The sequence below is a fragment of the Kitasatospora sp. NBC_01300 genome, assembly GCF_041435235.1.
Taxonomy (GTDB): domain Bacteria; phylum Actinomycetota; class Actinomycetes; order Streptomycetales; family Streptomycetaceae; genus Kitasatospora.
In genome coordinates, this window is record NZ_CP108410.1 from 83969 (window position 1) to 106388 (window position 22420).

The 22420-nt window shown below is 71.3% G+C and carries 25 protein-coding genes; 13 read left to right on the plus strand and 12 right to left on the minus strand.

What is annotated here, in order from left to right; all coding sequences use genetic code 11:
- Positions 1 to 31 precede the first annotated feature (31 nt).
- The 7 genes from OG556_RS40330 to OG556_RS40360 form a co-directional block, all read right to left on the minus strand.
- Positions 32 to 217 (minus strand): hypothetical protein, encoded by a 186-nt coding sequence (locus OG556_RS40330; protein WP_331731478.1) that lies wholly within the window; start codon positions 215 to 217, stop codon positions 32 to 34.
- 104 nt (positions 218 to 321) lie between these two features.
- Positions 322 to 480: a hypothetical protein gene (locus OG556_RS40335; RefSeq protein WP_331731480.1), complete on the minus strand. Its 159-nt coding sequence runs from the start codon at positions 478 to 480 to the stop codon at positions 322 to 324.
- A gap of 23 nt (positions 481 to 503) precedes the next feature.
- Positions 504 to 896 (minus strand): hypothetical protein, encoded by a 393-nt coding sequence (locus OG556_RS40340; protein ID WP_331731481.1) that lies wholly within the window; start codon positions 894 to 896, stop codon positions 504 to 506.
- A 36-nt stretch (positions 897 to 932) separates the two neighbouring features.
- Positions 933 to 1208, minus strand: a complete 276-nt coding sequence (locus tag OG556_RS40345; RefSeq protein ID WP_331731483.1) for a WhiB family transcriptional regulator — start codon at positions 1206 to 1208, stop codon at positions 933 to 935.
- 146 nt (positions 1209 to 1354) lie between these two features.
- On the minus strand, positions 1355 to 1666 hold the full coding sequence (locus OG556_RS40350) for a hypothetical protein (protein WP_331731486.1): 312 nt from the start codon (positions 1664 to 1666) through the stop codon (positions 1355 to 1357).
- Positions 1667 to 2628: 962 nt separating this feature from the next.
- The gene (locus tag OG556_RS40355) at positions 2629 to 2787 is read right to left on the minus strand and encodes a hypothetical protein (protein ID WP_371523267.1); all 159 of its coding nucleotides are present in this window, start codon (positions 2785 to 2787) and stop codon (positions 2629 to 2631) included.
- Positions 2784 to 3170: a hypothetical protein gene (locus tag OG556_RS40360; protein ID WP_331731488.1), complete on the minus strand. Its 387-nt coding sequence runs from the start codon at positions 3168 to 3170 to the stop codon at positions 2784 to 2786. The genes OG556_RS40355 and OG556_RS40360 overlap by 4 nt, the downstream gene beginning before the upstream one ends.
- A gap of 346 nt (positions 3171 to 3516) precedes the next feature.
- On the opposite strand from OG556_RS40360, the gene OG556_RS40365 reads away from it, so the two are divergent.
- Both OG556_RS40365 and OG556_RS40370 read left to right on the plus strand, forming a co-directional pair.
- On the plus strand, positions 3517 to 4263 hold the full coding sequence (locus OG556_RS40365; protein ID WP_371523269.1) for a GntR family transcriptional regulator: 747 nt from the start codon (positions 3517 to 3519) through the stop codon (positions 4261 to 4263).
- 182 nt (positions 4264 to 4445) lie between these two features.
- Positions 4446 to 5681, plus strand: coding sequence for an XRE family transcriptional regulator (locus tag OG556_RS40370; RefSeq protein ID WP_331731492.1), 1236 nt, complete (start codon positions 4446 to 4448; stop codon positions 5679 to 5681).
- A 1237-nt stretch (positions 5682 to 6918) separates the two neighbouring features.
- Here OG556_RS40370 and OG556_RS40375 read toward each other — a convergent pair.
- Positions 6919 to 7470 carry a hypothetical protein gene (locus OG556_RS40375; protein ID WP_371523271.1) on the minus strand — a complete coding sequence of 184 codons (552 nt, stop codon included), beginning with the start codon at positions 7468 to 7470 and terminating at the stop codon, positions 6919 to 6921.
- Positions 7471 to 7661: 191 nt separating this feature from the next.
- On the opposite strand from OG556_RS40375, the gene OG556_RS40380 reads away from it, so the two are divergent.
- The 8 genes from OG556_RS40380 to OG556_RS40415 all read left to right on the plus strand — a co-directional run bounded on the left by OG556_RS40380 (position 7662) and on the right by OG556_RS40415 (position 16258).
- The gene (locus OG556_RS40380) at positions 7662 to 10592 is read left to right on the plus strand and encodes a hypothetical protein (protein WP_331731496.1); all 2931 of its coding nucleotides are present in this window, start codon (positions 7662 to 7664) and stop codon (positions 10590 to 10592) included.
- 30 nt (positions 10593 to 10622) lie between these two features.
- Positions 10623 to 10961: a hypothetical protein gene (locus OG556_RS40385; protein ID WP_371523273.1), complete on the plus strand. Its 339-nt coding sequence runs from the start codon at positions 10623 to 10625 to the stop codon at positions 10959 to 10961.
- A gap of 235 nt (positions 10962 to 11196) precedes the next feature.
- The gene (locus OG556_RS40390; RefSeq protein WP_371523275.1) at positions 11197 to 11928 is read left to right on the plus strand and encodes a hypothetical protein; all 732 of its coding nucleotides are present in this window, start codon (positions 11197 to 11199) and stop codon (positions 11926 to 11928) included.
- Positions 11929 to 12007: 79 nt separating this feature from the next.
- The gene (locus OG556_RS40395) at positions 12008 to 12220 is read left to right on the plus strand and encodes a hypothetical protein (protein WP_371523278.1); all 213 of its coding nucleotides are present in this window, start codon (positions 12008 to 12010) and stop codon (positions 12218 to 12220) included.
- A gap of 93 nt (positions 12221 to 12313) precedes the next feature.
- On the plus strand, positions 12314 to 13150 hold the full coding sequence (locus tag OG556_RS40400; protein WP_331731503.1) for a hypothetical protein: 837 nt from the start codon (positions 12314 to 12316) through the stop codon (positions 13148 to 13150).
- Between the two features lie 137 nt (positions 13151 to 13287).
- A complete protein-coding gene (locus OG556_RS40405; RefSeq protein WP_331731505.1) occupies positions 13288 to 14724 on the plus strand; it encodes a zinc-ribbon domain-containing protein in 1437 nt (478 codons plus the stop codon).
- A gap of 290 nt (positions 14725 to 15014) precedes the next feature.
- Positions 15015 to 15740, plus strand: a complete 726-nt coding sequence (locus OG556_RS40410) for a GNAT family N-acetyltransferase (protein WP_331731507.1) — start codon at positions 15015 to 15017, stop codon at positions 15738 to 15740.
- A gap of 176 nt (positions 15741 to 15916) precedes the next feature.
- Positions 15917 to 16258: a hypothetical protein gene (locus OG556_RS40415; RefSeq protein ID WP_331731509.1), complete on the plus strand. Its 342-nt coding sequence runs from the start codon at positions 15917 to 15919 to the stop codon at positions 16256 to 16258.
- A gap of 104 nt (positions 16259 to 16362) precedes the next feature.
- Here OG556_RS40415 and OG556_RS40420 read toward each other — a convergent pair whose 3' ends face one another.
- On the minus strand, positions 16363 to 16569 hold the full coding sequence (locus OG556_RS40420) for a hypothetical protein (protein ID WP_371523281.1): 207 nt from the start codon (positions 16567 to 16569) through the stop codon (positions 16363 to 16365).
- A 946-nt stretch (positions 16570 to 17515) separates the two neighbouring features.
- Here OG556_RS40420 and OG556_RS40425 point away from each other — a divergent pair.
- On the plus strand, positions 17516 to 17860 hold the full coding sequence (locus OG556_RS40425; protein WP_331731513.1) for a hypothetical protein: 345 nt from the start codon (positions 17516 to 17518) through the stop codon (positions 17858 to 17860).
- A gap of 90 nt (positions 17861 to 17950) precedes the next feature.
- Here the strand turns inward: OG556_RS40425 and OG556_RS40430 are convergent, their stop codons facing one another.
- Together OG556_RS40430 and OG556_RS40435 are read right to left on the minus strand one after the other, a co-directional pair.
- Positions 17951 to 18298 (minus strand): hypothetical protein, encoded by a 348-nt coding sequence (locus OG556_RS40430; RefSeq protein WP_331731516.1) that lies wholly within the window; start codon positions 18296 to 18298, stop codon positions 17951 to 17953.
- Between the two features lie 140 nt (positions 18299 to 18438).
- The gene (locus OG556_RS40435) at positions 18439 to 18795 is read right to left on the minus strand and encodes a hypothetical protein (protein ID WP_331731518.1); all 357 of its coding nucleotides are present in this window, start codon (positions 18793 to 18795) and stop codon (positions 18439 to 18441) included.
- A 203-nt stretch (positions 18796 to 18998) separates the two neighbouring features.
- Here OG556_RS40435 and OG556_RS40440 point away from each other — a divergent pair, with 203 nt between their 5' ends.
- The gene (locus OG556_RS40440; protein ID WP_371523283.1) at positions 18999 to 20681 is read left to right on the plus strand and encodes a hypothetical protein; all 1683 of its coding nucleotides are present in this window, start codon (positions 18999 to 19001) and stop codon (positions 20679 to 20681) included.
- Between the two features lie 88 nt (positions 20682 to 20769).
- Positions 20770 to 21552 carry a hypothetical protein gene (locus OG556_RS40445; protein ID WP_331731523.1) on the plus strand — a complete coding sequence of 261 codons (783 nt, stop codon included), beginning with the start codon at positions 20770 to 20772 and terminating at the stop codon, positions 21550 to 21552.
- A gap of 19 nt (positions 21553 to 21571) precedes the next feature.
- Here OG556_RS40445 and OG556_RS40450 read toward each other — a convergent pair whose 3' ends face one another.
- A complete protein-coding gene (locus OG556_RS40450; RefSeq protein WP_331731526.1) occupies positions 21572 to 22408 on the minus strand; it encodes a hypothetical protein in 837 nt (278 codons plus the stop codon).
- Positions 22409 to 22420 lie beyond the last annotated feature (12 nt).

Consider the following 22420-nt stretch of genomic DNA (forward strand, 5'->3'; position numbering starts at 1 on the left):
GGATGTCGTCCCCGCCGGGAGGTCCGGCGGATCAGACCAGGTCGAGCGGCAGGACGCTCCGGGTGCCGTAGCCGTCGGTGACAGTGCAGACGGCGGTGGCCGGGGTGCCCTTGCTGCCGCCGCCGGCCTGCGGGGTGGAGCTGCCGTTCGGCGCGGCCACCGGGCCGGCCTTCACGGTGGCGCCGGTGGCCTTGGCGGCGCTCTGGCTGTTCGTCATGATCTGCCTCCTGGTGGAGGCCGGGACGGTCCCGGCGCTCCCCATCGCCCAGGGGCCGCCGCGAGGCGGACTCCCTGGGATCAGGGCAACAACGGGGCGTGGGGTCAGGCCCTGGTGGACGGGGCGCAGTTGAGGATGTTGACCGCGGTGGTCACGGCGTCGGCCCAGCGCTCCAGGTCCTTGACGGCGCGCGTCGCGGTGCGGGCGTCGTAGGTGCTGGTCAGGGGCTCCAGGAGGGCGCCGGCCGTACGGACGGTCTCCACCGGGTAGCGGAAGGACGCGTCGGTCAGCGCGTCAGGAGCGCGCGGATCCCGGTGTCGATCCGCCCGGCCTGCGAGCGGACCCGGGCGTCGCCGGCGTTGTCGGGCGCGCTGCGCAGCGTCGTCGCGGTGCGCAGCCGGCTCATCTCGGCGAGGTTGAGGGCGAGCTCCGCCAGGGTGAGGCGGGCGTGGGCCTCGTTGCTCTGCTCACGTCGGCGGGCGACCTCGCCGACGGTGAAGCCACCCCGGCTCTCGCGGATCGTCTTCTCGATCGCGCGCTCGGCGGTGTCGCGGTCGAGGCGGACGGTGTGCCAGGCCGACCTGTTGTCCTCGCTGTCCAGCCACTGGCCGAGTCGGCGCAGGTCGCGGAGCGGGTCGTCGGCGTCCAGGCGGTCTTCGAGCCACTGGGGAAGGGTCATGGTCTGGTGTTCCTCTCGGTGTTGGTGGTTGGTCGGTCAGGCGGAGCGGGCGCGGTTGCGGCCCGCGCGGCGCTTCATCGCGCGCCGCTCCTCCGCGCTCATGCCGCCCCAGACGCCGTCGTCCTGACCGGTCTCCAGCGCCCACTGCAGGCAGGTCTCCATCACGGGGCACCTGCGGCAGACCGACTTCGCCTGCTCGGCCTGGAGGATGGCCGGGCCGGTGTTCCCGAACGGGAAGAACAGCTCCGGGTCCTCCTCGCGGCACACGGCGCGGTCGCGCCACCGGCGGTCGGGCTCGTGAACGTCGAGCATCCTCACTTGCCGTTCTCCTTCGGGGTGGCGGGCTTGCAGTCCTTCTTGTCGCCGGTACCGTCGGCGAAGGCGCGGCAGGGGTACATCGAGTCCTCCTTCAAGGACGGTTGGAGCAGGGAGGGGTCAGCTCGCGGGCCGGGCGCCGGTCAGGCGGCGGCCTGCTGGTCCGGCCGGCCGGGCCCCTGCCGGCGGCGGACCGGGGGGCAGGCGTGGAGCGGGGTGGTCCGCGCCGGCGCCCGCTCGGGCCGCGGGACGGGACCGTCCGGGGTCTTGCCGTCCGGGTAGCGGCCGGAACGGCAGACGTAGCGCGAGTCGGTGCGGTGCTTCTCGAACGGCGAGAACCGCGCGACCAACGCGGTCTCGGTGGCGGTGCGCCACTGGGGGTCGCTGCCGCCGTCGCCGTGGTTCGTGGTCTTGTGGGTGCCGACCTTGGGGCTGGGGCCGTGATTGCTGGCCACGTGGCCTCCTGAGTGTGTGATGGAGGGGACCGGGTCGGTCCCGGAGCTCCCCCTTCGCCCCCGGGCCACGGACGCCATCACGCTGGAGCGTGGGGCGGTTGGCCGGGGGATCGGGGCAACCACGGGGCTGCTCGGTGTGCTGCGCCTGGCCGTCGCGCGATCGCGGCGGCCGGGCACGCCCGCCGACGAGGCGGGACTGGCCGGCCTGACGAGGCCGGCTTCCGGGTGGGCATCAGATCCGCCTGCTCACCTACGACGGGGCGACATCGCGCGGGGCGGGTGGCACACCGTGAGGTGTGTTCTCCAGAGCCGGGCCGCTTGGCAGATGCGGCAGGACCAGTGGTGGGTCCTGCGTCGCCGACGGCATTCCCTGCCGTCCTGGGGGGCGATCTGTCACATCTCGCCCTCACGTCCAGGACCCGCTGGTCCCCCGCGCCCGAGGGCGCCGTGCCTGCCAGCACGAAGGGGGAGCAGCTGGGGCGTTGGCCGGGCGCGGCTACTCCCCGGAGGGGGCAATCCACGCCTGGCCGCGGCCTCCGCTTTCGCGGCGATCCTGCAATGCACATGACACGCTATGGAGTTCTCAAGTACCGGGTGCTCACGGATACAGCCCTTCCGAGGCGGCCTCCGGGCCTTAGATTCGACTTACGGCGAGCCACCGTCAGACCACGAAGAGTGATCTCCGAGTGGCGGAGCAAGGTCCTAGCCAGGTCCCCAACCCCCGCGCCCGCCAGGCGGGTTGTTCGCGGGGTATGGGCAGTCGCTAGAGCTGCTGCTCAGAAGGAGAGGTCAGGCCTGGCGGATCTCGACGGGCGGCACCGTCGCACCCCGGCCCCGAGCGGCCCTGTCGGCCCTGCCGCGCGCCGGGACATCCCTGCTGGCCCCAACCCGGTCGGCCGAGACGTCGTGCCGAGTGACCGAGCCCTTCTCGGTCCGCCCGAAGGCGAGGAAGCGCTTGTCGCTCATCCCCGACCCCCCGTCCCGGTGTTCGCCTCGGCGACCCGGTCCGCGTGGGCCCGGCAGGTCTGGGCGAACTCGGCGGGCGTCTGGGCGGGGATCGGCGGCGTCGGCACCTGCCGGCCCCCGCCCTGCTGCGCCTTCGGGCTGGCCTGGGCACTCATGCCGCCACCTGTCCGTCAACCTCGACCCGGACGGTCACGGCGAGCCGGCCCGTGCGGGTGGCCTTGGCGATGGTGGTGATGTCGTCCGTAGTGCTGATGTCCTCGGTGTCCAGGGCGCAGACGATGGACCCGAAGCACTCCAGGGTGACGGTCCCGAGGTCCAGGCTGCCGACCGCGCCGGCCAGGACGGCGCGGTCCAGGAGCTCGATGATGTCGAAGTGGCGGACTTCGGCGAGCTCCTCCGGGGAGAAGTCGTCCGGGAGCGCCTGGGGCTCTGCGGGGGAGGCCGGCGCGGTGCGGAGGTTCAGCACCGGCGCGACGGCCAGGAAGGTGTTCGTGGGGTCGGTGTAGGCGGGCAGGGCGTCCTGCGGCATGATGCTCACGGCGAGTTACTCCCTCAGGTCTGTTGAGGTCGAGGCGATCGCCATCAGGTGCGGCCGCGAACCGCACCAGCTGCGGGTCCAGGAGTGCGAATCCTGGGCCCGCAGTGTCGTTTCCGGGGGTGCGAATCCCGGTCCCGACACAGCGATCTGGTGTGCCACCAGCGGTGTTCGGGGTGCGAACCCGTTCCGCTTGGCGACGAGATAAGAATGACACACCATCAGCGGCATGGTCAAGGCTATGTCGGCATAGCTGCAATTCTGAGCCCCTGTGTCGGCATGGCGCGAAGTGTGGTTCACTACTGCGTACGACCGTGACCACAACGAGTACAAGGAAGGGGGATCCGGAGTGGCCCTCAAGTGGGAGCAGCTCGCAGAAGATCTGGCCCGGACCTGCGCTGACCTGCCGGCTGGTGCCCTTCTCCCGAGCGTGAAGCAGTTGATTGCGGAGGGGCGAGGGTCGAGGACCACGGTTGGGGAGGCCTTCAACGAGCTGACTCGTCGGGGCCTCGTCAGGGGGAGGCCCGGGAAGGGTTACGTCGTCCTGCCGCAACGCCGATCGAAGATTCGTCTCACCCGGCAGGGCGGAAGTGGGCTTGGTCCCTTCGGCCTCGAAGGCGACGGGCGAGTGGTCTTCATCCGCCATACCTTCGGCGAGCCGCTGGCCAGCGTCGCGATGAAGCTGGCTCTGCCAGAGGATGATCTCCACGTCGTGGAGCGGGTCCACCACTGCGCCCGAGCTGAGGATGGGGTCGAGGACCAGGTCATTCTGATCCAGCACAGTTGGTACCCGGCTGCTGTCGCCGCTGTCGCGGGCTTCGATGACGAAGGCGCTACCCCCGAGGGTGTCCTCGCGGCGTTGGAGGCAGCAGGTCTGGTCGGAACGGCAAGCGATCGGGTCAGCTTCCGGCTGGCAACCGATGCCGAGGCTCAGACTCTGGGCCTCGCGCCCGCCCAAGCCGTTGTGCAGATCGAGCAGCTCCTGGTGGAACGGACTGGCCGCCCAGCCGGGTTGATCCGGCTCGTTGCGCCTGCTGAGCGAACCGAGCTCACGTACAGCAACCTCAGCCTCTTCACAGGTCCGAGTAACGAGTAACACTCGGCTCCCTTTCGTCGTCATTTCAACATCGACAGCTCGGCAACCGTGACGCGAAACGACACCCCCAGAAAGTGACATGACGGGGTGACAACTGAAATGTCACCAACGTCTGTCACCTCCGAAGCACGACCCCCCGGTGCCAGACTCGCCCCCACAAGGCGCGTTGAGGAGGATCTGAAATGTCTGAGGACCGTCCCGGCTGGGCCCGCCGAATGGTCGAAGAGAGGGCCGCCCGCGGCTGGTCGCAGATGGATGCCGTGCGCGTGATGATCGCCTACCTGCCTCCGGACGTAGAGATGTCCGAGCAGGATCTGCTTCGTCAGTGGAAGCGCTGGGAGGCTGGCGAGGTCGGCGAGCCGAAGAAGTACAAGGCACAGATCGCCCGGACCTTCGGCACCACAACGGGAGCGTTCTTTCCGGAGCGCGGCCGGCGGGACGGGCGGGCCGAGATAGTGCAGGTCAGCGGAATGGACACCATCGAGATCATCGCTCGCCTGAGGGCAAGCGATGTCGACGACGCGACACTGGACGCGCTCCGCATCACGGCGGATCGGCTGTGCTGCGAGTACGCCTACATGCCCGCCGACCAACTTCTCGTCGAAGGCCGCGCCTGGCTCGGCAGGGTCGTTGGCCTCCAGCATCAACGGGTGAGCCTCGCCCAGCACCGCGAGCTCATCGCGCTCGCCGGCAAGCTGTCGCTCTTGGTCGGCTGCGTGGAGTACGACTCGGGCCAGCCGCGCCACGCCGAAGCCACACGGCAGGCCGCGCTCATGCTCGGCGAGGAAGCCGGTGAGCGGGGGGTCCAGGGATGGGCGCACGAGATGCGAGCCTGGTTCGCACTGACCCGAGGAGACTTCCGCGGCGTCATCGCGGCAGCCGAAGCCGGAATCGCCGTGGCCCCGACCGAGTCGGTTGCTGCTCAGCTATACGCTCAGCAGGCCAAGGCCTGGGCCCGGTTGGGGGACCGTCAGCAGACCGAGGTCGCCCTGGACAAGGGCCGACAGCTGCTCGAACGGCTTCCCTACCCCATCAACATCGAGAACCACTTCGTCGTGGACCCCGCCAAGTACGACTTCTACCGGATGGACGCGTACCGAAAGGTCGGCGAAGACCGCCTCGCGGAGCAGCTCGCCTTGGAGGTGATCCGGGCCAGCACCGACTTCGACGGCGAGGAGCGAGCCCCCATGAGGATCGCCGAAGCCCGGGTCACCCTCGGCGTCATTGCTGCCCGGGACGGCGACCTGGACACCGCACTCGCCTTCGGTGAGAAGGCGCTGCAAGGCCACCGCCAGTCCCTTCCATCGTTGGCGATGGTCGCCGGGGACCTGGGGCAGGTTCTCCAGAACCGCTTCGGCCACGCGACAGAAGCTGTCGAGTTCGTCCATCACCTGCGCGAGCTGCGTGGCGGGCAATGACGACGCGCGGTAGGGCCAGGCGCGGTGCCACTTCGTTGATCGACCGAGTACTCTCGGTGATCTATAGTGCGCTTCTGTGCCGACACACGACGTCTGTGTGTGAATGGCGTGGCCTTCGAGGCGCACCGTGGGTTTAGGATCAGGTGCTGACCGCAACGTGCTAGCAGGGGGTGGAATCCCTGCCAGGCGGTGAAGGTCGCAAAAAAAGTTAAGGCCCCGCTGCAACCGCGGCGGGGTTGGAGGACCCGCCGGACTCGGTTGCCCGGGGCCGGTGAGCCAGGAGCTGTGTAGTGGCGGCTCGACTGGCTCGATAGCAGTACACCTTTAGCTAAGGGAGGTGTGCGCTGTGATTCAGCGTACCCGGTGGACGACCCAGCTGCGCAATAGCGCCTGGTCGATGTCGCGCGGCACTGTGCCGCGCCCGGCTGTGTTGGGCACCTGGTCTGAGATTTCCCTGCTCAGCGGTGGTTTCCGCCTTGTGGGGTTCGCCCGTTCGCGTGTCGCCTGTGTTGAGGGCTTGATCCGATCGGGTTCTGCTGCGTTCCGCGCCTTCAGGAACGTGGTCTATGCCACAGCCACCTTGGGTGGCTGGCCTACTGCGGGGGTGGGAATGACCTAGGCCCTCTGGGGCGGCGCCCGTGTCCGCTTGTCCTCCTGCCAGGGAGGTATTGCGGTAGCGCCGCCCGGGAGCTCAACCGGTAGCAGCCGGTGTCGCACCCAGATCGCCCTCATTGAGGGACCGCCCTGCCAGGGGCCAGTCGCCTCGCACTTCAGTGGTTCGCCAGAACCTGCTCCAGTCCAGAGAGCGCCTTTGGCGTTTTCCGAGACAGCAAGGAAGCAAGCACATGATGCAGCATTGTGCTGCCCAAATCCACTCCGGCGTGCCCGCACGCTGGGCCAACCGCCTGTTTCCGGCCGTCTCGGCCGTGCAGGCCCGTCGCGTTGTGCCGTCGGTAGCCCCCTGGGGCGGCCGGTGAGCGCGAACGCGATCTCGGCGTCCCGTCCGTCCGCTTCCCGGCCTCGCCCGGCGGGCCGACGGTGGCTTCGTGCTGTCCCGACCCAGCAGGAGTCGCCGGAGGCGCTGCGGTTGGGCGAACCGAACGAGACAGGGGCCTCGGAGCCGTGGTCGGCCACTTTGGTCGACTCGGCTCCGGGGCCCCTGAGGTCGGAGTGGCCGCTGACGGCGAGCGCCGCCGGGCGGTACTGCCGGCAGCGCGCTGCCGCTGGTGCAGTGGGGTCAGCCTTCCAGGGCTGGCGCCGACACCTTCTGGTCCACGAAGGCCCACTGGCCCCCGGGGGCGGAGAGCGGTGTGCCTGGCGGGACGGTCATCCACAGGGATCCGTCGTCATCGACGAGGAGCAGGCCTTGTGCATGCAGGGAGTGCACCGATCCGCGGATGTCGTCGGCCGTGGAGCCCATCGACTCCTGCAACTCGGCGGCCAGGTCACTGTCCTGCAGGATGACGTCGAGGTGGCCGGCGGCGGCAAACGGCACCTTCGGGCCGTAGATCGTGCGGTACTCCAGCATCTTGCGCATCGCGAAGACCTCGCCGGAGTCTGCGCCGAAGTCCTCAGTGAGCTTACCGAGCACCTCCTCGTCGTCGCCGATCGGCGTGTGCCACTCCTGGTAGTAGGCGCCCGGCGGCTTGAGGGAGTGCAGGGTGCGCGGGCGGGGCGTCATGACTGGGCGGGGGCCGATGCGTTCGGCTGCCGCTGCGCGGCGGGCGGCTTCGCGGGCGCGACGCGCGCCGGGGTTCTTTTTGGCTGCCATGTCCGTCACAACGAGCACGGGTTCCCCACGGCACGTCATTCGGGGGTGTCGCTGTGATGGCGGAGTCGGTCGCCGGGTACGGGGCGCCCCGTACTCACAGGACGTCGCTTGGACCGATCCCAGGTCAGCGGGTAGCGCGGAGCCGCGGGTGGCTTCGTGCTGTCCCGAACCAGGCTGTCTCGCCGGAGGCGCTGCTGCTGGGTGAGCCGATGCGGCTGCGGCTGCAGGCGGCGGTGCACGCTCTGCTGGCGGACGAGTCGGTGGCCGGCCTGCCGGATGCCGCGCGTCTGGCCGCCGTGGTGGTCTTTGCCAAGGGCGCGGTGGAAACCGGCAGGACGGTTCTCTGGTCCGGCGAGCTCGCCAAGTGGCTCGGCGTGAGCGTCTCCATGGTCAGCCACAAGGTGCTGCCGCCGCTGCGGGCCCGGGGCGCGATGCGGACCTTGGTGGTCACGAACGAGGCCGGCGAGCCGGTGGCGCTCGACCTCAGCCTGGAACCGGTGGCGCGGCTTCGGCGCGCCCGCGACGTCCGGCACCCACTCGCACTTTCCCTCCCGGACTTGGTGACGCTGATGCGGCTGTGCGAGGCCTTGTTCGGCCCGGGGCGCACGCCCAAGGACGCGGCGCCAACCCCGCCCGGCTTGCTCGCCCAGCGCGTGCGGGAGCAGCGGCACGGTGCGGCGACGGATCGGCTGGCGCTTCTGCTGCTGGTGCTGGCGTGCCGGGAGAACGGCTGGCTGAAGCTGTGCTCCGGCTCGTTGAAGGCCCCGGAGCTGGGCCGTGGTGCGGCCACCCTCGGGCTGCTGATGCGTGGTGGCGCGAAGGCGGTCACGCCTGCGGCTGCCGACCGGTTGCTGTGCCGCCTGGAGGGCAACGGCATGGCCCAGGTCGAGCGGGACGAGAACGGGGTGCCGACGGGCCGGGTGACGCTGCTGCCGGTGGCCGAGAGCTACGCGGCGGCGCGTCCGGCGAAGAAGGTCCCGACCGCGCGTCCGGCTGCCCGGCCGCGGCTGCGGGAGGTCGAGGTGCCGCAGGCTGCTGCGCCGGCGGCCGGTCCGGCGTGCCCGGATGCGGAGGCTGTCCAGGAGGCTCCGGCGGGTTCTTCGTTGCCCTCGGTAAGTACCGAAGGAGATCTTGGAAGCCCGGAGGCACCGCCGGAGGCTCCGGCAAGCTCTGGACCTGCGGAAATGCCGGTTGAGGCGGCGGGTTCACCGGTTTCGGCGAGTGCCGAGTTCCACGCTCCCCACGCTCCTGTGGTTACTCCTAGTGGTTCTGCTGACGAGGTAGATGGCTCTTCCGGCGCTTGCGCCGTTGGGGCTAGCCACCGTCGGCCGGAGCGCGCGGACGCGCGCGAGGACCGCCAGGAGTCCGGTCTGCCCAACCTGCGGCTCGTCGGGGCTGCGGACGACCCGCTTTGCGGGGAACAGCCGAACACCCAGCTCGACCAGAACACCGACAGGCAGCAGGTGGCGGCCCCGGACCAGCCGGTGCCGTACGTCGGCCTGCCCTCGGACGGCTACCTGGCCCGGGCGATCTCGCCCGCCGAGGAGCTGTGGGTGCGCCTGACCAACCCCTCCACCAGGGACTTCGTGCTCAAGCACGTCCGGGCGGCTCTGGAGGGCATCACGGTGTGGACCGGCGCGGATGCCGCCCCGGAGGCCCTGGCCGCACGGCTGGCGTTCCGGCTCAAGCGCCAGCGCACCCAGGGCAACCCGACCGTCACCGACCCGGTCGGCTGGTTCCTCAAGCGCGGGCTGCCCCAGGAGCGGCTGTGCTCGCACCCCGCCTGCGACAACGGCATCCGCACCGGCAGCGACGCCGACTGCAACTGCGAGCTGCGGGTCCAGGACCGGCGTGCCACCCGGCGTGCCGTGATCCGCCAGGTCGTCCAGCAGATGCCGGGCGCGGACTTCGAGCAGCGGCAGGCCCCGATCGAGCAGGCCCTGGCCGAGCACGCCGCGCACCGCGCCGCCGTCCAGGTCGAGACCGAGCGGCGGGCCCGTGAGGAGGCCGCCCGCTGGGAGACGCAGCGGCCGGAGCGGGAGGCGCTGGCTGCGGAGGCTGAGCGTGTTCGGCTGGCGGTGCCGTGTGCGGACTGCGGCGCCGGGCAGGCCGGCGGGCTGTGCCGGAGCTGCGCCCGTACCCGCGAGATGGCCGAGGTGGAGCGGGAGTGCCTGGTGGTGGCGCTGGCGTTCCTGGCCGACCTGGCCGACCTGGCCGACGAGCGGCCGGTGCGTCAGGTGCGGGAGCACCTGGTGGAGCACCTTGCCAGTTCGCGGGAGTTCGCGCGTCGCGGGGCGGTCGATGACCTGATCGACGGGGCTGGGCAGATCGCCGAGCTCAGCGCGGTCAAGCTGCTGCTGGCCGACTACCGCCAGCTCGCCCTGGAGCACTTCGCCGGGTCGGAGCGGGCCCGGGCCGAGGCGGATGCCGCGCACGGCGCGGTGATGCGCGCTGCCCACCGCTACCCCAGCAAGGCCGCCGCCCGCGAGCAGGCCCAGGCGGACGCCGAGCAGGCCCGCGGCCGGGCCGCCCGGTGGCTGCTGGAGCAGCAGCTCGCTGTGGTGGCGGACTGGCTTGCCCGGACGGAGCCGCAGCCCGCGGCCCCGGCCGTCGGCGAGGCGGGTCGGGGCGCGGTCGGTGCGGACCTGGTCCGGGCGGCCGTGAACGAGCGCCTGGCCGCCGAGCTGGACCGGGAGCTGCGCGCGACGGTGCGGGAGTGCATCGACGTCGCGGTGGCGGCCCGGGCGGAGCTGTCGGTCTACGCCTCGGTCCGCGAGGTGTGGGAGCAGACCCGCCAGGAGGTGCGGCGGGTGCGGGATGAGGCCCGGGCCGGTGCGGCCGAGGGCGTGCGGGGGCAGGCCGAGCTGTCGGCGGTACGGCGGATGATCGCGGAGTACCGGGAGGAGGCGTTGGAGTGGTTGATGGACTCCGACCGGGCGCAGTGCGCGGCGGAGACGGCGTTCGAGGCCGAGTTGCGGCTGCGGGCCTACCAGGGCGAGCGGGCCGCCCGGGCCGGGGCCCTGCGGGCGGCGGACGCCGCGTGCCTGCGGGTCGCGGAGCAGGACCTGGCCCGGCTGGTTGCCGAGGTCCAGCGGCGGCGCGAGCGGGCCGGCGGTTCGACGGCCCGGAAGGCAGGCTGAACTGTGTTTTCCAACAAAGAAGTTGAGCACATGGCGGGCGCAGCGGCAGGAGGACTGTGCGGATCCGGGCACTACCGGTGGACCGCGGCCTGCACCCTGGCGCTGGGGCACGGCGGTCCGTGGCACCCAGGGCCGGCCCCGGACACCGGGGTGCTGATCCGTTTCCGGGCCACGCCGGAGGTCGAGTACAGCCAGGAGTGGAACCCGTGGGAGCTGGAGGACGACGGCATGCCCGAGCCCGGCAGCGGGGAGTGGGTCACCCTGCACTACCGGGTGTCCGACCCCGCGTCCGCGGTGGGAGTCCCGGACGACCTCGACCGGCGGGTGCTGGGGGCCGCCGTGCCGGATGGCCCGTCAGAAGAAAGTTGAGCCAAACCCGAAGCGCAACCTCGACCAGCACTGCGACGGTGGTGCCGAACGTCAGATACGGTCACCGACGAGACCCCTATCTCCTCCTCCACCTCTAGGAGCAAGCCAGTTGGCCAGGACACGAACCGGCAAGCAGCGCAGCGGGAACCCAGCCCTGCGCTTCGGGAAGCCCGCAGTGATCGTGCCCCGTGACGGCGAAGTTGCGACCCCGCAGGCCCCGCCCGTGGAACCCGGCATGGCTCCCTCGGTGGAACCCGAACCCAAACCGGCCTCCGCAGCGAATACAGCGGCCATCGACGTACTCGACCTCGACTTCGGCTCCGGGTGGATGCATGCGGTCGAGTTCGACTACGGCCGGCTCCGCTCTCCGGAACGAGACCGCAGCCCCCACCACGGCGGCGGGTTCAGCATTGAACTCCCCGCCGTCCTGGACCTCCTGGAACACATCGCCACCGGCGCTGTCTCCCCCCGCACGGCCCGGGAGGTGCTGCAGCAGGCCGCGGCAAACATCTACCTGCCCGTGACCACCGTGCACTTCGACGCTGCCGTCCTCCAGAGGCGTTGCGAACGCGACCAAGGCAGCTGCCCGCTGTGCGAACTCCGCCAGGACTGGTTCGAGGGCATGCTCAACGAGTGCGACCGCTGGTGGGAGTGCTACACCCAGCCCGAGACATTCCCGTACATCGCAGGCGCAGAAACCGTTCACACCGTGGCCTGCCCCGCCACCCGCCGGAAGATGCCCGACCGGTACGAGCGACCGACCGGGGAGGATTACCGGCAGGAACTGCGGCGCTACGCGCACTCCGTTGACCCCACCAGCGGCCGCTCCGCTCTGGACCTTGGTTCGCGCTACCCCGGGTGGAAGGCGATGACCGCCGACGAGACGAAGGACTGGATGAAGGCCCACACCGGACCCAAGGGCGGCCAACTGTACAAACTCTGCCAGCGCTGCGCCCCGACTCCCTGAACACTTCGGGCGTGAAGCCGGGGCTGCTCGAACCGGCGGCTGGATCTGGTGGGTCGCCGTCACAGTGGTGCTCTGCGTCGTGGCCGGGTGGACGACGTCGAAGGTGGGGTCGCTGCTGGGCCTGGGCGACATCGGCTTGCAGCGCCTCGCGCTGTTCACCAGGATCGGGGTGCTCGTCGGATCGAGCATGTGGCTGCTCTTCGAGCCGGGCGCCCAGTCCCCCCGCGTCGTGGCGGTCACGGCCGGCTGCGCGTTCACGATCACGGTGGTCCTGATGGTCCTGCTGGTCTGAGCACGCCGCGCTGCCCGGGCCCGGATACGGGGTCCCTCAGGGCGATACCGTGTGCTGTGTTCGCACCGTCACGATCGGTCAGGGGAGCCCCAGTTGGGAAAGAAGAACAACTCGACGAGCACGAAGGCCAAGAAGGTCGCCCGTCAGCGACGGGCTGCGACGAACCGGCCGCCGGTCTCCCCTGCGCCGCTGATGGCCGCGGAGGACCCGTGGGCGGACCTCGGTGTGGAGGACGAGGACGACTACAACGCCGCCTGGGACGACATCACCGCCACCTATCCCACGCTGCTGAACGCGCTGGAGGGCGCTCAGGCGGGTGAAGTCGTGGAACTTCCTGGTCACGACGACGGGTACTCTCTGCGCCAGCTCGTCCGCACGGACGACGGCAAGGTGGTCTTTCGGGAGACCCTCGCCCCGGATTCCGATGTTCGAAGCCTGGTCGCCACCGTGCTGTTGAACCATCCCGGGAACCAGGCTCGGACGGAAGCAGCCCTGACAGCTTTTCTGCTGGAGAAGATCCCCTCCGGGGTTCCCCGTGGCCAGGTCGAGGTGGTCCGGCTGCCAGGTGCGGACGACGCCCTGTTTCCCCAGCTCGGCTACCAGTACGAGGCCGACGTGCAGCACCTCCAGCGCTGGGATGAGCTCGGACCTGCGCTCGAAGCCTTCGATCCGCTGATCCTGGAGTGCCTGGACTCATCGGGGATGGAGGTGGTCACCGAGACCTTCGCGGAACTCCGTGCGCGTGGTCTTAGGGCAGTCCAGTGCGAGCTGTGCCAGGAGCCGCTCACCGATGGGCATCCCGACTGGTCGGGCGTGTGGGTGTCCCTCGGTGACCTCGGTGGGCCGTCTTGCGAGCAGAATCTGCTTCGGGGCGCCGGTGGGGTCTACTCGATCATGGTTCCCGGACCCCACCGCTTTGCACAGAATTGACTGCTGACACCGGTCGGCGGGGCCCGCCGACCGGCGCGAGTACTCCACCTACGAACTCGGTACTGCCCCGACGAGTACGACGCCCACCTGGAGGTCGGCTTCGGCGTGTTCGGCGACGATGTGAAAGCGGGAGTGGCATGACGGACCAACTGGCGGGGAAGCGCGGCCAGCTCCCTGCGGCGATGCTCGCTGAGGTGTATCCCGCGCTCGTGGCGACCTGGCATCCGGGGCGCAACGGCTCACTCACTCCCGACCGGATCTCGGCCAAGGCGGCGTTCGTTGCCTGGTGGCTCTGCCCGGCCGGCCACGAGTGGGAGGAGAAGGTCAGCGCGCGGGCGGCAATGGCCAAGTGGAAGAACGGCGACGTCGCCGCCTGCCGGCAGTGCACCGGTTTCCGGGTCCCGTACACCTACCCGGGCTGCGGCTGCACCGTGAAGGTCACCGCCGAGGCGGCCGAGCGGCACCGGGAGAAGGCCCATCCCCGCTGCTTCAGCTGCCATAGCAAGTGGTGGCGGGAGAACGAGGTCAAGGTCAAGGCCGAGATGTCGAAGGCCGCGAAGGGGGCCGCGGCGAAGGCCGGCAAGCTCCTCGACCAGGTGGCCGTGCCCGCCGACGTCCCGCCCCCGCTGGTCACCGAGTGGCGGTTCTGGGCGGCCAAGACCCTGCAGGGCGCGTTCGGGGCCGAGGCCGCGCTGGAGGGCCGCCAGGGCGAGGTGAGCGCCGCACTGGTGCGGGTGACCGCCCAAGCCGCCGCGATGCCGCCCACCGAGGCGGAGGCCGGACGCGCCTCCGCCGCGGGCGGCGTGCTGAAGATCCTGGACCACGCTCACTGGGCCGAGGGCTGGCTGCACCACCTCACCGGCCGCCGTCCCCGACCGGTCGGCGCGGACGAGCTGGACGACATGGCCGAGGAGTTCTCCGACTGGTTCGCCGGCTGGGCCGACGCCGCCCTGGTCGAGGCCCAGCAGGCGCAGGGCGTGCTGAGTACCGCCGCGTTCACCCGACTGCTCACCAAGCAGGTCGGCGATCTCGGCCGGTCGCTGGAGGGCATGGTCCGTGCCCAGCCCTACCGGGAACTGCGCCTGCCCGTCGTGCCGCCCGGCGCCACCCGCTACGGCCGCCTGGACACCGTCATCTGCCAGCCCGGCGCGGCCGACATCGTCGTGGAGATCGACTCCGCACCCAACGCCTCCTCCGCCGCCAAGCTCGCCTTCGCCCGCGACGCCGGCGCCGTACCGATCTGGATCCGCTTCGGCAAGGGCAGCATCGACGCTCCGGACGGCGTGGCCGTCATCGACCTGCGCGCGGTCGTCAGCGGCATCCAGGGCACCGCCGCCGAGCCCGTCGAAGGGGGTGAGCGGGCGGACATCATTGATCGCGTGCAGCGCGCGATTCCGGAGCTGGACCACTGCACGTACTACGAACTCGACTACCAGGGCGAGACGGTGTGCGTCGCTGTCGACTTCAGCCTGCGTGGCGTGTGGGCACTGCGAAACGGACGTCTTCGCGGACTCAGCCCCGACGCCGATCCCGAGTTGGCCGCTCTCCTGCTCCGGAACGGAATCCGGCTCTGACCGGGCCTCGGAGCGGGCACGCCGTCCGGCTCGCCGCGGCCATCCTGCTGCCCGTCGTCCCCGGCGCCGAGCCGCCGTCGTTCTCCGACGGCACCGCCCGGCTGCTGGAGCTGATCGCCAACTGGCGCGACGTCGCTCTCGACCTCGGCGAGCTAGCCCGCCTGCCCCGTCCTGCACGTCATCCCCGGCAGCCGGGCCGGTCGCCCCGGGCCGGCCTGTCAGCGCCGGTCGCCGCCGACCTCAACACCGCCGTCTCCGACATCACGACCACCCGCAGGGGGAACTCGATCATGGGTAAGAACCCGGCCAAGAAGGCCAAGCAGGCCCCGCCGCTGTCCGCCGACCGGCTGCGAGCAGGCTGGCAAGGCCCTGCCGGTACCCGCATCCACCTCGCCCGACCGCAGGACGCCGCAGCCGCCGACGCGCTGATGGCCACCACCGGCGAGGAGATGCGGTTCACGTCCGTCCTGCGGAGGGCCATCGAGGACGGCTCGGCGTCCTCCACCATGGTCGCCGGGATCGGAGGCGAGAACGCCTACCGCGAGGCCGCCGTCCACACCTTCAGCACGCTGACCCTCGACCGGGCCTCGACCACCGTGTGCCTCACCCTGGTCGCCACCGACGAACACGACTGCGTGGTCGGCGTGCTGTCGGGCACCGCCCCCGGCACGATCATGAGCATGGCCGCGAGCAACGGGTACAGCCCCGCCCAGGCCCGGGTCCTGAGCCTGGTCATCGCCAAGGTTCACGGCCTGGCGGTCGCCGAGCACACCCGCGGCCAGGGCATCGCCACCGCGCTCCTCAAGCGCGCCTGGCAGGTCTACCAGCAGCTCGGATACCTCCTGCTGTACGGCTCGTACGAGGCCGACCGCGACCTCACCGCCTTCTACACCCGCAGCGGCTACACCGTCCACGCCCCCGGCGCGCTGTTGTCCCTCGAACGCCTCTCGCTGCCCTTCCGAGTCGGCGCCGGCCCCGACGAGTGCCTGTTCACCCGCTGGCGCCCCCGCCGCTGACCCCGGACCGGTGGGGCACAGCCATAGGACCGGCGGGTAGAGCACCGCTCCGCCACGGCTTCAGGTCACGGTCGCGGTCGGGCCGTCGGCTCGCTTCGGTTGTGGCCGCTGGCCGGGTATGGGAGGGATGTCGTGAACGACGAAGGTCGGCTGGGCGCCTGCGGCAGACTGTCCGCATGACCTCACGGCTGTTGCGGATGCACCGGCGGTTCCACACCTACGTCTACCAGGCGACACGGAGCAAGGACGACCGTCGGTGGGGCGGCTGGTTCTGGTGGGGTGTCGCCACGGTCCTGCTCTGCGTCGCGGCCTGGTGGGTCACCAGCCGGGTGGGCGAGCTCCTGGACCTGGGGGACGTGGGCCGTCAGCGCCTCGCGCTGTTCGGCAGACTGAGCGTGCTCGCCGGAACCGGGATGTGGCTCTCCACCGAGCCGGAAGCCCAGTCCCGTCGCGCGGTGGCGGTCATCGCGGGCTGCGTGTTCAGCGCCGCGGCGGTTCTCACGGTCGTCCTGACCTGACCGAGGCCGTTGCGGTGGCGGCGGGGAGAGCGGCCAGGGGTTGCCCGCGCCGTGGGCCGGACGGGAGCGAGGCCCGCGTCCCGTGGGGCGTGGTCCGCGGCAGGTCATGCGCAGAGGAAGAGCCGAGGAAGCCGGCCGACCACCTGCAGTGCCGACTTGTAGTTCGTCCGGGCTCGCTTCACCGAGCGGATGTCGGTGAGCAGCTCGTCGTAGAGCTGGCGGGCGTCCTTGCCCCGGGCCTGGCACTTCGCGCTGAACGCGCCCTCCGCCGTTTCGGCGGCGCTCCTGGTCGACCAGCTGGCCTTGGTCACCCGGAGCAGCTCTGCGGCTTCACGGGAGCAGGGCAGGCAGACCTGCAGGTCCTCGATGGTGGCCCGCGCTTCGTCGTTGCGGACGAGGCCCAGGACCTGGCCCTGGAAGAAGTCGTCGCGGCTGACGGGACGTGAGGACGGGGGCTGCCGGGGGCAGCGTGGCGCGTTTGACTGTGGCGCTTCGGCGTCGTTGAATCCGGGTGGACCTGTGGGCGCCCGACCGCGCGGTGACGGTTCCCCCGAGCCCCGCCGCCGAGTACTGGTCATAAGCTCACGTCACGACCTTGTGCTGGCCATGGCCTACGAGACGCAGTGCCGGTGATCGGGGGGCTGCGGCCGGCACGCGAAGGCGCCCTGGTGCACGGCATCGACTCCCCGCTCAACGCCTCCCTGCTCTCCACGGCCGACCGCCGTCGTTGCACTGGTGAGCCCTACTGGTACCTGAGGAGCCTGGCCCTCTCGGGGGCGGACACCGCGGCGATCCCGGAGGCCGAGCCGCAGCAGATGGATCTGGAGACCGATATCTACCTGGCGGTGTGCTCGATCGGTGGCCTGTCCGCCCATCCCAACGGCATCCGCGAGGTCCGCCCCGCGCCGGCCCAGCTGCAGATCCGCCTGCTGAACGAGCCCTACGTCATCCGCCACTGGGCCGACTTCCTGGTCCCCGCCCGCTCCGGAGACCCGGGCGACCGTCCGCGCGACCAGGTCAGCGGGGTTCCCGGCCTGCGGTACCGCGTCGGTGGGCAGGGGGTTCACCTCTACCGTCCCGGCCACGATGGCGTGGTCGTCCTCCGCGGGTTCAACCTGCGCTGGTGGGAGCGGGCCGTCGCCGCGGCCATCGCCAGTTGTCCCGGTCGCGAGCCGCTGTTCACCGAACCCGGCTGGACCCCGGTCGAAACGCGCTGCCCACCACAGCCAGCGGCCGCCTGGCGGCGAGCCGAGCCTGTTGCTGGCCTCCGCGCTGCTGCGGCGTATCCGGGCGACGGCCGGGCCGGGTCCGGTCAACGCCACCGACGCCTGGTCCACCGGGGACACCCTGCGGGTGGAGGCGACCAACGGGCCGCCCTGCGAGGAACTGGTCAGCCTGCTGACCGGGCAGACGTGCGGTCCCGGGTGGACGCTGGACCACGCGTGGTGCACCTGCCAGCAGGACAAGACCGGGTGCACCCTCGACTTCGTCGTTCCCGCGACCGGCCAGCGGCTGGCCTACGGCAACGGCCACTGGGGCCGGACCATGGACGAACGCCGACTCGACGACGTGGCCGGCCTCAACGGGTGGGCGTTCGGCTGATTCCTGCGCGGCCCGCCCGTCCGCCGGGGCGCTGTGGAGTCCGTCCCCGGCGGACGGGCGGGCCGCGCCGAGTGGGCGGATCGCGGCGCCTCAGCCGGCGGCGTCCGGGCCGGAACGGGTCGCGCGTCGCCAGCCGTCGGTGATGTGCGCCCCGGCGTCGTGGTCGACCACCAGGTCGAGAATCCACCGGCGGTCGTCGGCCTCGGTGTCCTCGACGCGCCAGTTCATTGCCACGATCTGTGCGTACGGCTGGTCGGACATCCACCAGCCTGCGGCGTGGAGGATGTCGCTCTCCTCTGCGCCGGTGAACGTCACCACTTCGAAGGGCTGCGTCGCGCTCTTCCGGTCGACCGGGCCGTGGTGGAACGTGACCGGCTCGTCGACGCCCGGCACCACGCGCTGCACCACGACCTGGTCTTCGTTGTCCTCGTTCGCCATGGCGTCGATTCTGGCGGCCGGGCCGTCTCAATCTGCAGGCGTTTCCGGATCACCACGCGAGATCATCTCCATCGGCGCGGTGGGGCGTTGGACGCTGCCGGTCGGGCCGGAAGGCTCAAGCGCGCCGACAGGGGTGTTGGTCAGCAGAGGGTGTCCTGTTCGAAGTCTGGGAGGCCGAGGTCGGTGATCCGGGCTCGGTCGAGGCCCGCTTCGACAAGGAGGTGGGCCTCGGTGGCGTTGCGGACGAAGATGCGTTCGCCGTGCAGGTCCGGGCAGCGGGCGGCGAGGGCGGGGCAGGGCCGGATGACGCCGACGGTCCCGCCACCGACTCGCTGCGGGTGCGGTTCGACGGCACCTGCCTGCTCACGCCGTCCGGGGCGATTCCCCTCGCCGGCCTTCAGCTCCCGGCAGCCGAGGCGCCCGTCACCGCGAGGTGAGGGGGCGGCCCTGGTCAGGACTTCGCCGCACGGTCCGTAGGTGGCCTCCGGCCAGGTCAACGTCCAGCGCCGACTTCGCGGGCCGGCCCCCCGCCCGGGCGGGGCCGATCTGTCCGTTGGGCCTCCCGGAAGCAAGTCTCGGTGGGACGATGAACTGTCCACGACCGAAGGCCAGTTAGGGGTTGGCGTTGCCAGGTGACAAGCGACGGATTCAGACGGCGGTGCTGAGCGGAGCCACATCGGACGTTCCGCTGATCCTGCCGATGGAAGCGATCGAGCTGGACGCCTTCCGCCGGGAGCACTCCGCCGACACCTTCTGGTGCGGTCTGCTGCTCGGCGGCTGCGGCACCCAGCTGTCGACCAAGCTGTACACCGACAGGGTCTGCCACTTCGCCCACCTGCCCGACCCCACCGGCCTGCACGTGTGCCAGCGCCGCGCCCGGGACGTCTCCAGCGCCGACCACCTCTACGTGAAGTCCGCCGCTCTGGCTTGGCTGGTCGACCAGGAGCACCAGGGTGACGTCCACCTGCGCGAGCCGATCGGCTCCGTCGTCGACATCGCCTGGGAGCACGGGACCCGCGGCCTGCGCCTGCACCTGGACGGCGAGGTGGCACCGGCGTGGGACAACGAGCTCGTCGAGCCGGTCCTCGGCACCTCTGTGCCGGTGGACGTCGACACCCTGGTGCGGCGCCGGTACATCCACCGGGTCCGCCTGGACAGCGTCGGCACCGCGCGCCGGGTGCGCATCGGCACTCAGGCCCCGGCCCGGGACACCGAGTGGTTCACCCTGGGCGAGTGTCACATGTCCCCGGACGGATTCCGTACGCCGGCCGTCGAGGAGATCCTCGCCGCCGCGGAGCGCACCGCCTGGTCGCCCTTCGCCGGCGTTGTCGCGAAGGGCACCACCGCCGTGCAGCGCCTCGAAGCCGCGCTGAAGTCCAAGTCAATGGCGATCCTGCGCTCTGACTGCCGGACGGTCGAAGCCGGCGGACCGTACGAGGGCACCGAGGCCCAGGAGGTGGCCGGCCTGCTGGAGCGGGCCCGGCTGTGGCTGGAGGAGCAGGAGAAGCTGCGAGCGGACCTGTTCGGACGGCTGGCGCAAGCCGTGCGGGACGGTGAGAGCGAGGAGGTGACCTCGCTGCTCACCCAGGCGGACCGCAAGGCCGCCCGCGAGCGGACCCTTGAGCAGCACGACATCGCCCGGCAGGCCGCCGCTTTCCTGAAGGACGAGAAGCGCCGCGCCGCGCAGGCCGCCCGCGAGAACAAGGTCCCCGGACCGGTGGCGCGCAGCCGGTTGAAGGCTCGCGTGGAAAGCAAGGTGGAGCGCGCCCAGTCCCTGCGCGAGTCCCAAGCGCACGGGCGGATGCTGGATCTTCTGGGCCGTCTCGGCCGTGAAGCTGACCAGCTGCCGGTCCGCGAGTTCCGCTACCGGGTGTTCACCTTGTCCAAGGAGGCGGAGGAGGCCCGCGCTCTGGTCACCGCGGAGGAGGCCCGAGCGGTGGAGGGCTGGCTGGCCCGGGCCGAGCAGTCCGAGGGCGGGGCCGAAGCGGCGGTGCGGCCGGGCTCCGGTACGCCAGCGGTTCCGGCTGCGCGCCGGCCGGCACCGGTGCTGGCCGAGACGGCGGCTTCGATGCGGAGCATGTTGAAGTTGATCGCCCGCTCCGGCTCCGCTGTCTCGACCTTGAAGCACGGCCGCAGTCTCGCCGAGGGCCTGCACCGGCTTCACCCCGAGGACCAGGTCCAGGTGCTCATGGCGATCGAGGACAGCACCCGGCCGAAGGAGCCGCTGCTCTGCTCCGTGCTGGCCCTCGCCGACACCGCCTCCCCCGACCTCTACCGGGATCTGGCGTCCCGTCTTGGCCGGCAGGTGCCCGCAGGTGCCAGCGAGGCGGACGAGCACTGGCAGGCCGAAGTCCTCCGGCTCCAGCAACACCCCCACCGCTGACACCAGCACCTTGGGCGCACTGCACGGTCCCGGCCCGCCCGGCCGCCCCGACGCCCGCCAGACCCACCCGTCCACGGAAGAAGCCCGCATGCCCACCGACATCTCCACCGCCCCGCTGCACGACCTGATCACCGACCTCGCCGTCATCAACCGCCCCACCGACCCGGGCACCTGGGGAGGCATCCACAACGCCCAGCAGCAGGCCCACGAGGAACTTTCCCGCTGGCAGAAGGCCAGTGACGACATCGCGGCCGGGGCCGCGAGCGACATGCGCCCGGGCACCGTCGTGCTCGGCCTGGCCGAAGCCCGCGATGCGGTGGCCCTCGCCGAACTCGCCCGCGACTTCGCCGAAACGACCACCCTGCGGGCCAGGGTCGTCCTCAGCCACGCGGGCACCGACCGCTACCGCCTCGACTACCAGGGCGTGGCCATCGCCAGCGCCTCCCGGGCACTCCTGACCACCCTGGTGAACACGGTGACCGACCGCACCAACGGCTACACCGCAGGCCCGGCCCTGCGCACTGCCTCGGTCGTGCTCGCCCCGCTGCTGGACCGCGAGGCGGCGATCCGCCCGCTGGAACACAACGGCCAGTACGACCCGGACCAGGCAACCAGCAACTGGAGCGCCCGCCTGGACGATGCCCTGCTCGCCCTCGGCGGCGCCCGCCGCAGCCACACCGGAGACCTGCCCGTGAAGGAGGTCACCGCCTGGATGGAGACCAACCGCAATCCGCCCGCCGTCCTCACCAGCGGCCTGATCGCCCATCAGATCTCCCAGCCGATCGCAGCGGTGTGGCTGGTCCTGGAGCAGCTCGCCCTGGACGACACCGTCGCTCACGGTGCTGGCGGCTGGACCCTGCTCACCAGGTGATGCGCCCAGGCCGGCCGGTTCACGGGCGCGGTGTCCAGCCGGCCATCTGCTCGGCACTCACCTCGGCCGACAGCGGCCGGGTGGCGTGTCGCCGCACCGTCTCGTCGAAGCCGATGTCGAGGTAGTAGAGGAATCTGCGGCTGTGGTGGCCGGCCACCAGGTCGGTGAACATGGCGCCGTACCGGCCGGCGCCGACGATGCCCTCGACGACGGCGTGGAAGCCGGTGTCGAGGGCGTGCCGGGCCACCAAGCCGATCAGGCCGATGTTGGCGCCGGCGGCGACGTCCCGCTCGTGCAGCACCTCACGGCGCAGCTGGTCCTGCCCGACGATCGCCAGGCCGCAGCCGTACGCGGAGCTGCGCCTGGCCCGCCGAGCCGGGGGGACCTGGGCGGCGAGTTCGATGCCGCGCACCCGGCGCAGCCAGCGGGTCAGGCCGGACAGGGAGGCGGCTGTGGTCGTGCAGGCGGCCACCCCGATGCCTAGCAGTCGGTCGAGGCCGCCGGTGGCGTCGATGCCGACGGCCATGGTGCCGGTGGCCGCTGCGATCGCGGCACCGGTCCGCGAGCCGGCGCCGAGCACCCAGTCAACGGGGACCCACAACACCCCGACGGTGTCATGCAGACGCAGCCGGAGGCCCGCCAGCAGGTAGCCGACGGCCAGGGCCCGGCGCCACCAGGGCGAGGGCACGAGGCCGGAGACCGGGTCGCCGGCTAGGTCCGCCAGCCACGCCCGGCGCAGATGCCCACGGCGGGGCCCCGCGAGTGAGAGCCCGACCCGGGCCAGCACCGGCGGCCGCCGCTGCTCCTGCTGGAACATCATCAGCAGCTCGTAGTCCCTGAGGGCGGTGAAGCACACGTGGGTAGTCGT